The sequence below is a fragment of the Nocardiopsis halophila DSM 44494 genome (genome assembly GCF_000341245.1).
Lineage (GTDB): Bacteria > Actinomycetota > Actinomycetes > Streptosporangiales > Streptosporangiaceae > Nocardiopsis_A > Nocardiopsis_A halophila.
Genome location: NZ_ANAD01000022.1, coordinates 1 through 15,454 on the forward strand (window position 1 = coordinate 1; position 15,454 = coordinate 15,454).

10 protein-coding genes and 2 tRNA genes are annotated in these 15,454 nt (G+C 75.9%); 3 read left to right on the plus strand and 9 right to left on the minus strand.

Annotated features, from left to right (window positions below):
• The coding region (locus D450_RS0102525) for a helix-turn-helix domain-containing GNAT family N-acetyltransferase (RefSeq protein ID WP_017537109.1) at positions 1 to 771 on the plus strand (771 nt) is incomplete at its 5' end.
• A 162-nt stretch (positions 772 to 933) separates the two neighbouring features.
• On the opposite strand, the gene D450_RS0102530 is transcribed toward D450_RS0102525, so the two are convergent.
• The 6 genes from D450_RS0102530 to D450_RS0102555 all read right to left on the minus strand — a co-directional run bounded on the left by D450_RS0102530 (position 934) and on the right by D450_RS0102555 (position 8,757).
• A tRNA-Lys gene (locus D450_RS0102530) sits at positions 934 to 1,006 on the minus strand.
• A gap of 158 nt (positions 1,007 to 1,164) precedes the next feature.
• Positions 1,165 to 4,188 (minus strand): AfsR/SARP family transcriptional regulator, encoded by a 3,024-nt coding sequence (locus D450_RS0102535; RefSeq protein ID WP_017537110.1) that lies wholly within the window; start codon positions 4,186 to 4,188, stop codon positions 1,165 to 1,167.
• Positions 4,189 to 5,183: 995 nt separating this feature from the next.
• Positions 5,184 to 5,256, minus strand: a tRNA-Lys gene (locus D450_RS0102540).
• A 156-nt stretch (positions 5,257 to 5,412) separates the two neighbouring features.
• Positions 5,413 to 5,598 carry a hypothetical protein gene (locus D450_RS0102545; protein WP_017537111.1) on the minus strand — a complete coding sequence of 62 codons (186 nt, stop codon included), beginning with the start codon at positions 5,596 to 5,598 and terminating at the stop codon, positions 5,413 to 5,415.
• 70 nt (positions 5,599 to 5,668) lie between these two features.
• Entirely contained in the window at positions 5,669 to 6,643 is a 975-nt protein-coding gene (locus D450_RS0102550) for an N-acetylglucosamine kinase (RefSeq protein WP_241483029.1), read from the minus strand.
• A gap of 404 nt (positions 6,644 to 7,047) precedes the next feature.
• Complete coding sequence (locus D450_RS0102555; RefSeq protein ID WP_017537113.1) at positions 7,048 to 8,757, minus strand: AfsR/SARP family transcriptional regulator; 1,710 nt, start codon at positions 8,755 to 8,757, stop codon at positions 7,048 to 7,050.
• Between the two features lie 219 nt (positions 8,758 to 8,976).
• Between D450_RS0102555 and D450_RS0102560 the strand changes: the two genes are divergently transcribed.
• Positions 8,977 to 9,957, plus strand: a complete 981-nt coding sequence (locus tag D450_RS0102560; RefSeq protein WP_017537114.1) for a MurR/RpiR family transcriptional regulator — start codon at positions 8,977 to 8,979, stop codon at positions 9,955 to 9,957.
• A 21-nt stretch (positions 9,958 to 9,978) separates the two neighbouring features.
• Here D450_RS0102560 and D450_RS0102565 read toward each other — a convergent pair whose 3' ends face one another.
• Entirely contained in the window at positions 9,979 to 11,559 is a 1,581-nt protein-coding gene (locus D450_RS0102565; RefSeq protein ID WP_017537115.1) for a DUF885 family protein, read from the minus strand.
• Positions 11,560 to 11,618: 59 nt separating this feature from the next.
• Between D450_RS0102565 and D450_RS0102570 the strand changes: the two genes are divergently transcribed.
• On the plus strand, positions 11,619 to 12,308 hold the full coding sequence (locus D450_RS0102570; RefSeq protein WP_017537116.1) for a SanA/YdcF family protein: 690 nt from the start codon (positions 11,619 to 11,621) through the stop codon (positions 12,306 to 12,308).
• Between the two features lie 12 nt (positions 12,309 to 12,320).
• Here D450_RS0102570 and D450_RS0102575 read toward each other — a convergent pair whose 3' ends face one another.
• Complete coding sequence (locus tag D450_RS0102575) at positions 12,321 to 13,775, minus strand: hypothetical protein (RefSeq protein ID WP_017537117.1); 1,455 nt, start codon at positions 13,773 to 13,775, stop codon at positions 12,321 to 12,323.
• Positions 13,776 to 13,784: 9 nt separating this feature from the next.
• Entirely contained in the window at positions 13,785 to 14,471 is a 687-nt protein-coding gene (locus D450_RS0102580; protein ID WP_017537118.1) for a SanA/YdcF family protein, read from the minus strand.
• Positions 14,472 to 15,454: the final 983 nt, after the last annotated feature.

Consider the following 15,454-nt stretch of genomic DNA (forward strand, 5'->3'; position numbering starts at 1 on the left):
CGGGTGCGCCTCCTGCACACCGTGGCGGCCTGGCCGGGCGCGGCCGGGGTCGGCGAACTCGCGGCGGCCCTGGGCATCGGGCAGCCCACCGTCTCGCACCACCTGCGCAAGCTCGCCGAGGTCGGGTTCGTCGTCCTGGCCAAGGAGGGCACCTCCACCCGGGTGCACATCAACCCCGCCTGCTGCACCGGCCTGCCGCACGCGGCCGACGCGGTCATGGGACTGCTCGCCTCGCGCCCCTGCTGCCCCACCGACCTGCCCGCCGACGTATCGGTGCGCGCCATGGAGCCGGAGGACACCGAGGACGTCCGGCGGATCTACGCCGAGGGCATCGCCACCGGCGACGCGACCTTCGAGACCGAGGTGCCCTCCGCCGAGGAATTGGGAACGAAGTGGCTCGACGGCCACCGCTGGGTCGCCGAGCGGGACGGCCGGGTGGCCGGCTGGGCCGCCGCCGCGCCGGCCTCACCGCGGGCCGCCTACTCGGGCGTGGCCGAGACGTCGGTCTACGTGGCCGAGGACGCCCGCGGGCAGGGCGTGGGCAAGGCGCTCATCCACCGCCAGGTCACCGGGGCCGACACCGACGAAGGGCTGTGGACCCTGCAGACGTCGGTCTTCCCGGAGAACAAGGCGAGCCTGGCCCTGCACCACTCGGCCGGGTTCCGCACCGTCGGCATCCGCGAACGCATCGCCCGCCTGGACGGGCGCTGGCGCGACACGGTCCTGCTGGAACGCCGCTGCAACAGGGGATGCGCGCCCGAGCCAGCGTGACCGGTGTTCCCCGTTCCTGCACCACCCGCCCCCTTGGACCTGCGCCCAGAGCCGAACTCGTTTGAGCAGGGGGCGGCATCGGAGCGCGCCGGGAGCCCACAACACGACGAAACCCCAGGCCCGAACCCGCGTTAATGCGGTTCTGACCTGGGGTCTCTGCTGTGCGCCATCAGGGACTCGAACCCCAAACCCACTGATTAAGAGTCAGTTGCTCTGCCGATTGAGCTAATGGCGCCCGCCGCGTCCGGCTGCCCTGGGGCTTCCTGTCGGCGACGGGTTCAACTTTACCGGACTCTCCGGGGTGGCCGGACCATCCCCGCTGCCTACTGGGTCACAGTGCCCGTGGGGTCGCCGCCGCCGGTCACAGTGCGTCCTGGTCGCCACGCGTTCCGCTCACAGGGCGTCCTGGGCCGGGCTTTGGAGGGCCTGGGCCTCGGTGCGGGTCCGGTCCGCGGCGGCCGGGCGGCCGTCGGCCTCGTAGGCGCGGGCCAGGGCCTCCAGCGCGCCCGCCAGGAACGAGGACCACCCCCGCGTCCGCCACAGGCGCACCGACTCCTCCAGCGCGGCGACCGCCTCGGCCGTGCAGCCCGCCACCAGATGGGCCTCGCCCGCCACCGAGAGGGAGTCCGCGAGGTGGTGGTTCATCCCGTGGCGCCTGCTCAGCGCGACCGCCGTCTCCGCCGTCGGCAGCGCCTCGGGGTCCTCGAGGGCGGTGTACAGCCGCGCCAGGTACATCAGGGAGAACACCTCGGCGTACCGGTCCCCCATCGCCCGCGCCATGTCCAGCGCGCGCACCAGGTGGTAGCGGCCGGTCTCCACCCGGCCGGACAGCGCCTGGGCCGCCCCGAGGAACTGCATCGCCGTCGCCTCGAACCGCGAGTTCCCCAGCAGCCGGGCCAGCTCCAGCGCCCTCTCCAGGTGCGCGACCGCGTCCTCCAGGCGCCCCTCTTCGTGGGCCGCGACGGCCATCACGTGGTAGGCGCGCGCCCGGCCGCCGAGGTAGTCGGCCTCCTCGGCGATCCGCAGCGCCTCCCGCGCCGATTCGTGCGCCGCGCGCGCCTCGCCCCGCGAGACCAGCCCCCAGGTGGCCATCACCCGGGCGTCGGCGACCCCGCGCGGCTCGCCCAGCTCGGTGAACATCTCCAGCACGCTCTGGGCCTCGGACCGCATCCCCGACATCGCCTCGCCGGGCCCCTGCGGTGTCGCCCACGTCGTCAGGTCGGCCAGCCCGCGCCGCAGCACGGCCTCGCCGAGCCGGTCGCCGGCCGCCCGGCAGGCCGCGATCGCGCTCTCGTGGGTGCGCCGCCAGTCGTCGAACCGCCCCCGGACGTCGAAGTACTTCTCCAGGCACCCCGCCAGGTCCCAGGCGGCCTCGTGCATGCCCAGCGCCCCGGCCTGCTGCACCGCCGCCGCCATGGACTGCCACTCGGCGTCGAACCACAGCATGGGCTCGGCCAGCGCCTCGGAGGCCTCCGCCGCCGGGAGCGGCCACCGGACCGCCTGCCCGTGCAGGGTGGCGTAACAGGGCCCCGGGATGTACTCGGTGGCCTGCTCGGCCAACCACAGCCACCCGCCGAAGGCCCGCCTGAGCGCCGCCCTCCGCTCCTCTTCGGGCTCGTCGGACTCGCCCAGCTCGCGCGCGTACAACCGGATCAGGTCGTGCATCCGGTAGCGCAGGCCGCCGCAGGGGGTCTCGGTGATGGTGAGCAGCCGGGCGTCGACGAGCTGTTCGATGTACTCCTGCGCCTGGTCGGTGGACACGTCCATCAGCGCGGCCACCGCCCATTCGGGGAAGTCCGGGACCTCCAGGGCCCCCAGCAGCCGGAAGGCGCGCTTGGCCCCCTCCCCCAGCGCGCGGTGGCTCAGCGCGAAGCTCGCCCGCACGGCCCTGTCCCCCGAGGCGAGCTCGTCGAGGCGGCGGCGCTCGTCCTCCAGCAGGCGCACCATGCGCGCCAGCCGCCACTGGGGGCGCCCGGCCAGCCGTGCCCCGGCGATGCGCACCGCGAGCGGTGCGTGGCCGCACAGCCGCACGATCCGCTCGGCGGCGGCGGGCTCGCGCTCGACCCGCTCCTTCCCGGCGATCCTGCCCAGCAGCTCGACCGCGTGCTCGGGGGTGAACACCTCCAGGTCCACCAGGAGCGCGCCCTCCAGGCCGGTCAGCCGGGGCCGGCCGGTGACGAGGACGGTCGCCCCGGGGGCGCCCGGCAGGAGCGGCCGCACCTGGGCCTCGCTCGCGGCCCCGTCGAGCACCAGCAGCACCCTGCGCCCCGCCACCATGCTGCGGAACAGGGCGGACCGCGCGTCGAGGGAGTCGGGCACGCCCGCCCCGTCGACGCCCAGGGCGTGCAGCAGGAAGGAGAGGGCCTGCGCCGGGGCCAGCGGCTCGGCCTCGGCACCGCGCAGGTCCACGTAGAGCCGCCCGTCGGGGTGCTCGTCGGCGAGCGCGTGCGCGGCGTGCAGGGCCAGGGCCGTCTTTCCGACGCCGCCCATCCCGGAGACCGCGACCACCGGGACCGGGCCGCCCCCGGCCAGGTGGGCGTGGATCCGCTCCAGCGCGCGCTCGCGGCCGGTGAAGTCGGGCAGGTCGGCCGGGAGCTGCGCGGGCACCGGAAGCGGGACGGAGGCGACGGGCGTGGCGGAAGTGCCGGGCCGCGGCGCCCCCTCGGCCTCCGGGGCGGCCAGCGCCGGGTCGTCGCGCAGCACGGCCTGCTCCAGGTCGCGCAGCTCGCGGCCGGGCTCGGTGCCCAGTTCCTCGACCAGCAGCCCGCGCCCGGTGCGGTAGACCTCCAGCGCATCGGCCGACCGCCCCGACCGGTGCAGCGCCAGCATGAGCCGGGCGCGCAGGCGCTCGCGGAACGGGTGCTCGTTGACCAGGGCGGTGAGCTCGGCGACGACCTCGGCGTGGCGGCCCCGGTCGAGCTCGGCGTCCATCAGCTCCTCGGTGCAGGTCCAGCGCAGCTCGTTGAGGCGCGCGGCCTCGTCGCGCACCACGGGCAGGGAGTCGAGGCCGGAGAAGGCGGGGCCCTTCCACAGGCCCAGCGCCTCGCGGAGGAGGGCGGCGGCCCGTGCGGGGTCGCCCTGCTCGCGCGCGCGGCGCCCCTGGCCGACCAGGCCGTCGAAGCGCTCGGCGTCGGTGTCGCCCTCCGAGCGCTCGATGCTGTAGCCGCCGGGCCCGCGCGCGACCGAGGCCGTCCCGCCCAGCGCCTGCCGGAGGTGGTGCACGTAGACCTGGAGGCTCTTCTGGGCGGAGCGCGGCGGGTCGTCCTCCCACAGGATGTCGATGAGCCGTTCGTCGGCCACCGGCGCTCCCCGGGCGCACAGCAGCGCCGAGGCGACCCCGGCGAGCTTGGGCGACAGGCGCACCTCACGCCCGTCGCCGTCGCGGACCTGAAGCGGTCCCAGGATGGAGAACCGCATGCGCTCCCTTCCCCGGCGGGCCCCGCGCCCGCCGTCGGCTCCCGCGTCCAGGGTGGCGCGGGAGATCCAACCGTAGTCCAACCGGACCACAGCCGCCGGAGGGAAGGATGGGCCGTGGATCAAGCGGCACCACCGCACGCGAGGCGGCGAGGGTGCGTTCCCCGCCCGACCAGGACGGCAGCCGGCGCCTCGGGCGCCGGCTGGGGAGGGCGGAGAGAGGTCCGGCGGCCGCTCGCGCCGGCAACGGCGAAGAGCGGCCGCCGCCCCTTGCTTCCCGTACAGCCCGTACAGCGGCCATCGACGACGGCGCGGTCATCGCCACGGGGGCGCGGCCCGCGCCGCGCGGCGACGCCCCTTTCCGGACCGCCCGCCGGTCGGTCTGGCAGGGGGCGTTCCCTGCGGTCCGAACACCGGGCCTCAACCTCCCCTTCCCCGGTCCGCCCGGCGGCCGACCGGCGTTCTCAGCGCAGGAGCGGAGCGGGGAACGCGACGGTTGCGCGCCACCTCGTACACCGAGGCCCCTGCCCTGCTTCAACGGGACTCCAGACTGGGGATTTCTCCTACCGGGCCCGACTGCCGCTTACCGCTGTCCCCCGTTGCTTCTCAGCCGACAGCGCCACCCGTACCGCGCTGGAGCTCTTAGGCAATCCCAGGGTTCCGGCGCTTCGCGGCCGATCGATCGGCACCCCCGTTGATCTCGGGAAAGTCGGGGTAATACTCGCCGGAATTACCCCGAGTTTCCCGAGATCAACGGCAAGGAGGGGCGCGCACCGGGGCGGGGGCTCCGACGGCCATAGCTCCGAGTGGTCAAGCCGATTTCGACTCTGCCGACGCCGAACCGGATCTGACCGGCGGAGAGGAGACGGACGGCCGACACCTGCAGGACACTTCGCTGCCGCCCCCGGGCGGGCGACGTGCCCGGGCCGGGAGCCCCCACACGACGAAACCCCAGGCTCGGACCGGGGTGAAAGCCGGTCTGACCTGGGGTTCTTCTGTGCGCCATCCAGGACTCGAACCTGGAACCCACTGATTAAGAGTCAGTTGCTCTGCCAATTGAGCTAATGGCGCGTGCCGGATTCCGCCTGGTCGGCTCCGTCCGACGTCGTTAAGGTTAGCAGCCTCCCGGACCGGGCGCGAACCGGTTGTTCCGGGCGGTTCGGCGTCCCCACCCCGCGCGGTGCGGAGGTGGGGCTCACTGCGCCTCGTGCGGTCCGTCCGCGGCGGTCAGCTCCACGCCACCACCACGCCGACGATGATGGCGATCGCGACGACCGCCCCCACGCCCGCCAGGACGTAGGGGGTGACGGGCCGACGCGGTGCGGCCTGCGGTTCGTTGTTGTCGGAAACGAACTTCTGGAACATGACGGTCGAGCCCGCGGGATCGACGTTCTCTTCGTTCTTCTGGGACATGCGGACGACACTAGCGACTCCCGGGGCCCGCGCGCGCCCTGTGCGGACGTGAATTCGGCCGGTTCTCCCGTCATCCGCCGCCCGAAATGAGGCGGGCGTGCGCTTCGGGGGGCGCACCGGCGGCGCGAAGGGCCAGGCCGGCTGCGCCGAGCACCCCCTCGGCCGCCGTGAGGGGCCCGGTTCCGAACCGCTCGCGGACCCCCGCCCGCACACGATCGGCGATCTGTCCGCCCGCCATCAGCGCCCCGGAGACGACGACCGGCGCCGCTGCGCCGGGGGCCAGGACGGTGTCCAGGGCCGCGAGGAGCCGGGCGGCCGCCTCGTCGCAGATCCGGACCGACCGGGCGTCGCCCTCCGCCGCCGCCCCGGTCACCTCCGGCGCCAGGCCGCCCAGCTCGGCCGGGGGACGCGCGTAGACGGTCCGGATGAACTCCTGGGGGTCCCCCGGGACGATGCCCAAAGCGGCGGCCATGCGGTCGGAAAGGACGGTCGGTCGTCCCCTGCCGTCGATCCCGGCGAGGGCCGCGCGCAGCCCCTCCAGGGCGATCCACACCGCCGACCCTTCGTCCCCCAGCAGCCACCCGTACCCGTCGCACCGGCGCCGGACGCTCCCGTCGGCCACGTAGGCCGCCACCGCCCCCGTACCGGCGATGACGACGGCCCCCTCGGGCTCGTGGGTCCCCGCGGCGAACGCCACCGCGATGTCGTCGGTCACGCGCGGCCGCCCCGGAAGGCCGACGGCCCGCCAGGCCCGCCCCGCCGTCTCCGCCGCGCGCGCGTGGCCGGCCGCCGACGCGCCCGCCACGCCGAAGACCGCGGCGGCCACCTCGTCGGCCCCAGCGCCCAGCACCGCACGCGCCCCGGTGACCGCCTGGCGGAGGGCCTCTTCGAAGGCTGCCGCGGGGTCGGCGCTGGAGAACTGGTTGCCGCCGCCCGCGCGCCCCCGGGCGACCACCCTCCCGCCCAGGTCGGCGACCACGCACCGGGTCGACGTTCCGCCCGCGTCGGTACCGATCACCACACCGCCCACGCCATCGCGTCCCATGAGGGCACCCTAGATCGCCCCACCGCGCACGCCCCTCGGCCGCTTCCGGCCATTCCGGGCGCGTCCGAACCTCGTCGGGCGATTCCCGGCGCTCCTGAACGGTCCTGAACGGTTCGAGCGGTGCGCTTCCGGGGCGCTGACGCCCCTGAAGGCCGGACTGAAAGCGGACCGCCAGTGCGCTGAAAGCGGCCTCGTGCACATTGGAGAGCATCGGGGCGGACACGGCCGGCGCTTCCCCGCGGCCGCGCCCTCTCCGATGGGGAAAGCGGGCCGGACACGGGGAGGGGTCCCGCTCCCGCGAGCCGGAGGACGGACGGCTCGCGGGGGAAGCGGCGCTCCATGGGGAAGGGCGTCGAGCCCGGCGGGGTGCACGGGGACGATCGCCCCGCCGGGCCCTCCCCCGTCTACTCGCGACCGCCGATGAGGAATCGCGGATCGCCGCCGAGCGCGGCGGCCATCCGCACCGCGGGGGCGTCCTCATCGCGGTCCTCCACCCGGGCCGCCAGCTCCGCGGGGGCGGCGCCCGGGTGGGTGGACAGCCACGCCGCCGCCATGCTGAGCGGCAGCGGCAGGCGCCCGGCAGCGCCGACCAGGCGCCGGACCCCCTCGGGGTCGGCCCCGGCACGCTCCACGCCGATACGGGCGGCCAGCAGCGCCACGGCCTCCTCCTCGGAGAGCGCTCCGACCTCCACCGCTTGCACACCGTCCCGGATGATCAGGTCCGCCAGCCAGTACCTGCTGGTGACGATCACCACCCCGGGCGGGGAGCCGGGCAGCAGGGGGCGCACCTGACCGGCGCTGCGGGCGTTGTCCAGCAGCATCAGGACCCGCCGTCCGGCCAGCGCCGAGCGCAGCAGCGCCGCGCGCTCCTCCGGCGCGTCGGGGTAGGGCTCGGGGACGCCCAGTGCGCGCAGGAAGCGCGCCGCGACCTCGCCCGGCCCCGGGCGAGCGTCCTCGTCCCCTTTCAGATCGGCATAGAGCCTCCCGTCGGGGAACCCCTCCACTCCGGCGGCCCATCGCAGTGCCAGGGCGGTGCACCCGGCGCCGTACGGGCCGCTGATCAGCGCGCGGGCCGCGCCGTCGCGCCGCCCGAGCAGACGGTCCAGCCTTCCCAGCTCGGCCTCGCGCCCGACGAAACCGGGGTGCGGCGCGGGGAGTTGCGCCGGAACCGGCCGGGGCCGCCGCGGAAGAGGCGCGCCCTGGCGGCGGGACGCTCCGGCCGGCGCCTTGGCCTGGGTGCCGGCAGCTCCCGTGGTGTCCCCGGTGCCCCCGGTGTTCCCGGTGTCGTCCGTGCCGCCCCTGTTCTCCGTTCCCACGGTGCGCTGGCGCGGCACTGCGGGGCCGGCCTCCGCCTCGGAGAGGTCGCCCCTGAGGATCCCCTCGAACGTCCGTTGCAGCCCGTGCCCCGGGTCCAGACCGAAGCGCTCGACCAGCGCGCGCCGCGCCCGGCCGAAGGCCGCGAGCGCGTCCCCCTGCCGCCCCGACCGGTACAGCGCCACCATGTGCTGGCGCACCAGCTCCTCCCGTTCGGGGAAGCGCGGAACCAGCCGGTTGAAGGCCTGCAGGAGCGCACCGTGCCTCCCCAGGCGCAGCCCCAGGGCGCCCCAGTGCTCTGCGGCCTGAAGAAGTTCGTCCTCCAGGTGCCGGGCGTCGCCCTCATGAATGGCCGCGCTGACCACGTCCTCCAGGACCGGGCCCCGCCACAGCGCCAGCGCGTCGCGCAACTGCTCATAGGCGCGCAGGGCGTCCCCCACCTGCTCGGCCCGGTCGGCGCCCGCGCGCAGCGCCCGCAGGCGCAGTAGGTCCAGCCGGTCGGCCGGCAGCTCCATCCGGTAGCCGCCGTCGACGCCGGTGACCAGGATCCGCGCGCCGGACTCCTCGCCCAGGGCCGCCCGCAGACGGGCCACGTGCACCTGCAGCGAGCCCTTGCGCGCGTCCGGGGCGGCACCGGTCCCCCAGAGGGCGGTGACGATGTCGGCGATCGGGACGGTCCTGCCGCACCGCAGGAGCAGCAGCGCCAAAAGGGCGCGGCGCTTGGTGCCGCGGAGCTCCACGGGCCTGTCCCCGTCCGTGAGGCTCAGCGGTCCGAGGACGCCGAACTCGTACTGTGCCACCTGTTCCTCTGCGGAGGTCCCGCCCCTCCCACCGCTCGCGCCGCTCCGGGCGTTGTGGGATCCGTCTATGCCCTCTACAGTGCCGGGCGGCGACCGCGGCGCGCAATCCGTCCCGCCACCCGTCCTCGTTCACGGCGGTTCCCCGCCGCCTCCCGCCGCGCCGGCGCCGCACCGCCCCCGAGATTGACTCCGACCTGAGACGGCACGAGACTTCCTGCGATGGCGAACTCGGCGAACCCCCCGGACAGCGGCGCGCGCGACGGCGCGCCGGCCCCCGGCACCGTGCTCCGGGTGCGGGCGCTGCTGCCCTCCCTGCCACCGGCCGAGCAGCGGGTGGCCCGGCGCATCATCGACGACCCCGAGGGCGTGGCCGCCTCCTCCATCACCCAGCTGGCCCGGGACTGCTCCACCTCCGAGGCGACCGTGATCCGCTTCTGCCGGACCATCGACCTGTCGGGCTACCGCGAGCTGCGGCTGGCCCTGGCCTCCGAGGCGGGGCAGGCGCGCGGCGCAGGGATGAGCGGGCGCGCGCCGGTGGGCGACATCGACCCCGACGACACCCTGGTCACCGTGGTGCAGAAGATCGCCTACACCGACGCGCGCGCGGTGGAGGAGACCGGGGCCCAGCTGGACGCCGATGTGCTGCAGGCGGTCGTGGCGGCCATGGACGCGGCCCGCAGGATCGACATCTACGGGGTGGGCGCCAGCGCCTTCGTCGGCGCCGACCTGCAGCAGAAGCTGCACCGCATCGGCCTGGCCTCGTTCGCCTGGTCGGACAGCCATGTGATGCTGACCAGCGCCGCGGTGCTGCGCCCGGGCGACGTTGCGGTCGGCGTCTCGCACAGCGGCGCCACCATCGAGACGGTCAACGCCCTGGCCGAGGCGCGCGGGCGCGGGGCGGCCACGGTGGCCGTCACCAACTTCCCGCGCAGCCCCATCTGCTCCTACGCCGACCACGTGCTGACCACGGCCGCCCGGGAGACCACCTTCCGCTCCGGGGCGACCGCCAGTCGGCTCGCCCAGCTCACCGTCGTGGACTGCCTGTTCGTCGGCCTGGCCCAGCTGCGCTACGCCGACAGCCGCTCGGCCCTGGAGACGACCTACGACGCGGTGCGGGGCCTGCGCGTGGGCGAGAAGGGCCGCCGGAACCCCGGCGGCCCCTCCGGCACAACGTCTTCCGGCTCGGACACCTCCGCCTGAGCCGACCCTTGAGCGAGGCGGTCAGCCCCGTTCGAGGGCGGTCCCCATCAGCCCCAGGGGCGGCGCCCCCAGGTCGAGCAGGGCAGCGTGGAAGCGCTGCAGGGTGAAGCCCTCCGCCCACCGCTCGCGGGCGCGCTCGCGCAGCGCCTGGATCTCCAGCTTGCCCCAGGTGTAGCGGCCGTACGTGGGGTCGAAGACCGCCCTCCGCGCCTCGGAGAGGGCGGCGGGGCCGGCCAGCGGCGTGTCGGAGGCGAAGCGGCGCGCCGCGTCCTGGACCGTCATCTCCCCGGTGTGCACACCGATCGCCACGGCCAGGCGGGTGACGCGGATGAGCGCCTCCACCCACACACCGGTCTCGAAGTGCGCCGCGGTGAACCTTTCCCGGCCCTCCGCATCCCCGAGCGCGCGCTCCTCGGCGATGCGTTCCTGCGCATAGGGCCCGAAGCCCTCCTCCACGCACAGCTCCTCGGCGTAGTGCGCCCATCCCTCGATGAACGCGGTGGAGAAGAAACTCCTGCGGACCGGTCCGGGCGCACGCCGCAGGGCGCGGCCGTGCGAGTGGTGGCCGGGGGCGACCTCGTGCACGCAGACCGCGGGCAGGGTGGTGGCGCTGAACATCTCCAGCCACTCCTCCCGGTCCTGCTCCGGCCACGCCGGGTCGGGCGGGGTGATGTAGTAGTGCGAGTCCCCGTCGTCCTCGGCCGGGCCCGGCCAGGCCATCATCGCCGTCGACCAGCGCCGCGACTCCGGCGCCGCCGAGACCCGCACCCTGCCGTCGTGGTGGGGGGCCAGGCCGCGCTCCCGGGTGAAGTCCACCGCCAGCCGCGTCCAGGTGCGCGCCTCCTCCAGCACGCCCTCAGGGCCGGGGTGGTCGCGCACCAACTCCCGCACGGTCTCCAGCGGGGGCCGGCCGGGGGCGATGCGGGAGACGGAATCGGCCAGGCGCTCCATGAGGCGGTCGCGTTCGGCGTCGGCGCGCTCGGCCAGGCGGCCCAGGTCCACCTCGACCCCGTCGCACGCGCCCATGAGGCGGGCCAGCGCCGGCCCGCCCAGGGTGGCGTCGGGGTCGCCGTCCCGCGCGGCCTCCTCCAGGTGGGCGACGAGGGCGGCGTGCGCGTCGAGCGCGGGCCGGCGCACCCCCTCGGGGGCGTCGGCGGGGACCCCCTCGGCGAGCCCGCGCGCAGCGGGCAGGAGCGCCTCGGCGATCGGGGCGTTCAGCCGGTCGAGGGTCTCCACGGCCCTGTCCGCCGCGTCCGGCCAGGCCTTGAGCTGGTCCAGGCGCGCCCGGCGCCGCTCCTCCTCGGGTGCGTACCCGCGGTCGTATCCGGCCAGGTCGAGCTCGCCGAGGTGGACCAGGGGGTTGGAGCGGTGGACCTCCAGCTCCCCGTAGAGGCAGCGCAGCGCCTCCTCGGCCACCCGGGCATGGGCCTCGTCGTGCGGGTCCTCCAGCGCCTCTCCTCCGAGCCGGGCCAGGCCCGCACGCACCCCCTCCCCGGACATGTCGCCGGTCGTCCCGTCGTACTCGTGGCGCCCCGCCCCCTCGCGCATCTCAGGGGTCTGGAGGTCGGCGATCGCACGCAGCCGTGCCGGAAGTTCGTCCATGGGGCGCGAGCCTACTCCGGGCGGGGAACCCGCGCCCGGGCCCGGGCGTCGCACCGGGCATGGGTCGATTCCGCGGGCCGGGCCCGCTCCTCGGAAACCGGCGCCGGGCCTGGGCGGCCGCGGCCGCCGCCCTCTGCGCCGTGCTGCTCCCCCTGCCCTTCACGTGGTTCCACCTGTCCTCCTCCGGACTGCGCGCCGCCGCCGACGAGGTCCCCGAACGACCGGTCGCCCTGGTGCTCGGGGCCGGGCTCGACGAAGACGGCAGGCCCCGGACGATGCTGTCGCGGCGCCTGGACATCGCGGCCGAGCTGTACCACTCGTCGAAGGTGGACGCGGTCCTGGTGAGCGGCGACAACAGTCGCGAGGAGTACAACGAGACCGACGCGATGGCCGACTACCTGGCGGCCGTAGGCGTGCCGCGGGACAAGGTCGCCGCGGACTACGCCGGGTTCAGCACCTGGGACTCGTGCGCGCGGGCGCACCGGGTGTTCGGGGTCGAGGCGGCCACCGTGGTGACCCAGGAGTTCCACCTGCCGCGCGCGCTGGGGCTGTGCCGGGCGGCCGGCATCGACGCCGTGGGCGTGGGCGACCCCAGCGGGGACCGGAAGCCCTCCGACACGGCCTACGGCTACGTTCGGGAGCTCCCGGCCGGCTACAAGGCGGCCGCCCAGGCCCTCTTCCGTCCCGACCCGGTCTTCCCGGGGCCGCCCGAGACGGACGTGGAGGAGGCGCTGGCCGCGCCCCGTTGAGGCGGCGGCCCGTCAGCCCCCGAAGAGGCGGCCCAGCAGGCTCTTGGGGCGCTCCTCGGCGGCCTGTCCGGACGCGGCCTCAGGGGCGGCGTCTCCGTCCCGGGCCTCCGGGGCGTCCTCCTCGTCGTCGTCCACGCCGACGTAGTCGCGGAAGGCGTCCCGGTCAGCCGGCAGGGACCAGGCCTGGACCGTGTCCCCGAGGCCCTGCTCCTCCCAGTCCGCCTCCGGCAGCTCGGCCACGGACCACAGCACCCGCAGCAGCCGGTCGGGCTCGCCTCCCCCGTCATCGGTGAGCGCCTTCTCCATGGCCTCGGCGGCGTCGGCCGGCCCGCTGCGCGGGCCCAGCACCGACTCCAGGGCGTCGCCGACGACCGCCGCGACGGACGGCCCGGCCTTGGCCAGGGCCTCGGGCAGGATCCGCGCCCGCAGCTCCGCTGCGGCGTCGCCGCAGCGGCCCAGCGCCAGATAGGCCAGCACCACCGGCTCGACCACGCCGGGGTGCGGCCAGGCGTCGTCGAAGAGTGCGGTGAAGCCCACCCGGGTCCCGCCCAGCTCGCCGAGCTTGTCCAGCGCCTGGACCGGGGCCCGCTCGCCGTGGATCAGGGCCAGCGCGCACGCGGCGGCGAACGCCCGGTAGAGGTTGCCGGCCTCCATCTCCTCCACCAGGGCCACGGTGGCGGTGGCGTCGGAGGGGTCGCCCAGCATCCCCAGGGCGAACAGCTCCGCGGCCAGCGGGCGGCGCCACTCCTCCTGCATGCGCACCCCGGTCCCGGACTGGCGGGCCTCCCGCCGGGCCTGGTCGACCATGCGGGTGCGGATCCGGGAGACCGTTCCCTCGGCTGCCTCGGGCAGGAAGGCCAGGATGGACACCGCCCACTCGGCGGTCGAGTTCATCCCCCGGCGGTTCTCCCGGCCCTCCAGGAGCCCGGTGAGCGCCTCGGCCCGCTCGGCGACCGCCGCGCGGGTGTCCAGCTCGGCCTTGAGCAGCCCGGCCCCGCCTTCCAGGCCCAGCACCCCGAAACGCGCGGACATGCGCCGGTAGGCCTGCTCGTCGGGGGCCTCGGCGCTCCACTGGCGGTACTGCTCGCGCGCCTCCTCAGGGGCGGCGGCCACCGCCCAGGCGACCTCGTCGCGCCACAGGTCGGTGTCCCAGAAGCGGGGGACGACCGCCAGCGGCACGGGAACCACGAGCTCGAACAGCAGGCTCAGCGCCTCACCCGGCGCGGCCGTGTCCGGGTGGCAGGCGATGTCGGCGAGGAAGCCCGCCGCCTCAGGGGCGGCGAGGTACCCGGGCCCGGGGTGGCGCAGGATGTCGTAGAGCGCGGTGACCGCGTCCATGGAGTCCGTACCGCCCCCGGCGATGGTCTGCAGCAGGCCGGGGATCTCGTCCCCCCGCTGCGGCGCCAGCCGCACCCAGTCGACGTCGTGCACTCCCTGAAGCGGCGCCCGGCCGGTGTTCGCGTCCATGGGAGCCGATTATCCCCGTCCGCCGACCTCCGGCGCGACCCGGTGCCCCTCCGCGGCCAGGAGCGCGTCCCGCACGTCGTCCCGCGGCGAGCAGGTGCGGAACGGGGCGGGGCGGGACAGGGCGTCGCTCAGCGCGCGGGCGTTGGCACCGATCTCGCGCACATGGCCCAGCGCGGTGGCGCGCGGGCGCGCCCGCCAACTGTCGTCTCCCACGCCCACGGCGTCGATACCGGCCGCCGCGGCCAGCGCGAGCGCGCGCGGCAGGTGGAACCCCTGGGTGACCACGGTGGCGGAGTTGATCCCGTAGACGTCACGGGCACGCACGAAGCTGTCCCAGGTGCGGAAGCCGTAGGGGTCGGCGGCGATGCAGGCCGCGGGAACGCCCGCGGCCACCAGGTAGGCGCTCATCCCGTCGGTCTCGCACCCGGACGCCTCGCGGTTGTCGCCTGAGACCAGGACGGCGCGCACCCGACCCGTCCGGTGCAGCAGCGCGGCCAGGTCGAGCCGCCGCGCCAGCAGCAGGGAGGGCCCATGCGGCTTCATCCCCGCCCCGAGCACCAGGGCCACCGGCCGGACGGGCACGTCCTCGGGGCCGAACCGGCGCCCCAGCGCCGACGCGTGCGCCCAGGCGGTGGGCCCAAGGGCCGCTGCCGCCGCGCTCCCGGCGGCCAGTGCCGCCCGCTTCGCTGCTCCCACATGGCGACCCTACCGGGGCCGGGCTCAGTGGATGGGCCACAGCCGCGCGATCTCGGGATACTTGGCGGCGATCCGGTCGCGGAACTCCACGGCCTCGGCCCGCAGCTCCCGCCACCCGTGCTCGTCCGCCCGTCGCACCGCCGCCTCCAGTTCGTCGGCCACCCGCCGCAGCTCGGCGCCGTCCACCCACATGATGCGGGCGCACAGGATGAGCACGGCGGTCTCCCCCGCGCTGTTGCCCCGCTCGCGGTAGAGCCGCAGCGCCTGCCGGGCGTGCCGGTGGGCGTCATGCAGCGCGCCGGCCAGCGGCTGGGGGGCGGGGCGCNCGTGGTAGAGGTCCTCGGCGGCGATGTGGTGGGTGCGCGCCTCCCAGCGGAGGTCGCCCGGCTCCCCCGAGCGCTGGCCCGCCTGGCTGAGCGCGCCGAACCCGGCGGCCGCGGCCGCGAAGGCGCGCTCGGCGTCGGGGAACGCACCGGCGCGCACGAGCACCCGCCCCAGGGTCAGGCGCGCGCGCTGCACGCCCCACTCGTCGCCCATGCGCTCCATGAGCACGATCGACTCGCGCACCAGGGCCATGCGCCCGCGCGCGGACCAGGCCCGCCGCAGCCGCCGCGCGGTGCGGCGCAGCACCGCCGGGTCGGCCTCCGCGCGCGCGGCGCGGACCGCGTTCTCGTCGCCGAGCAGTTCGGCGAGCCGGGCGGTGATCCGGTCGCGGCGGCCCCGCGCGTCCTGGACCGCGCCGCCGAGCACCGCTGCGGCGCCGTCGCCGCGCACATCACGCTGGGCCCCGGCGTCGAACCGCGCCCGCCTGCCGACCCGGGCCACCTCCTTGAGCAGCGACTCGACCGTGCGCCACTGAGCGCGCAGCGCCTTCTCGTCCAGGCCGCCCAGGACGCGCAGGCACTGGGCGGCGTACCAGAGCCGCTGTTCGGCGCGGAAGCGCGCGCACAGCTCGCTGAGCTCGTACCAGGCCCGCAGCTGGT

Excerpts from the sequence above, each read along its gene's own strand:
- D450_RS0102535 (WP_017537110.1), bottom strand. The coding sequence starts at position 4,188 with ATGCGGTTCTCCATCCTGGGACCGCTTCAGGTCCGCGACGGCGACGGG.
- D450_RS0102545 (WP_017537111.1), bottom strand. The coding sequence starts at position 5,598 with ATGTCCCAGAAGAACGAAGAGAACGTCGATCCCGCGGGCTCGACCGTC.
- D450_RS0102550 (WP_241483029.1), bottom strand. The coding sequence starts at position 6,643 with ATGGGACGCGATGGCGTGGGCGGTGTGGTGATCGGTACCGACGCGGGC.
- D450_RS0102560 (WP_017537114.1), top strand. The coding sequence starts at position 8,977 with ATGGCGAACTCGGCGAACCCCCCGGACAGCGGCGCGCGCGACGGCGCG.
- D450_RS0102565 (WP_017537115.1), bottom strand. The coding sequence starts at position 11,559 with ATGGACGAACTTCCGGCACGGCTGCGTGCGATCGCCGACCTCCAGACC.
- D450_RS0102570 (WP_017537116.1), top strand. The coding sequence starts at position 11,619 with ATGGGTCGATTCCGCGGGCCGGGCCCGCTCCTCGGAAACCGGCGCCGG.
- D450_RS0102575 (WP_017537117.1), bottom strand. The coding sequence starts at position 13,775 with ATGGACGCGAACACCGGCCGGGCGCCGCTTCAGGGAGTGCACGACGTC.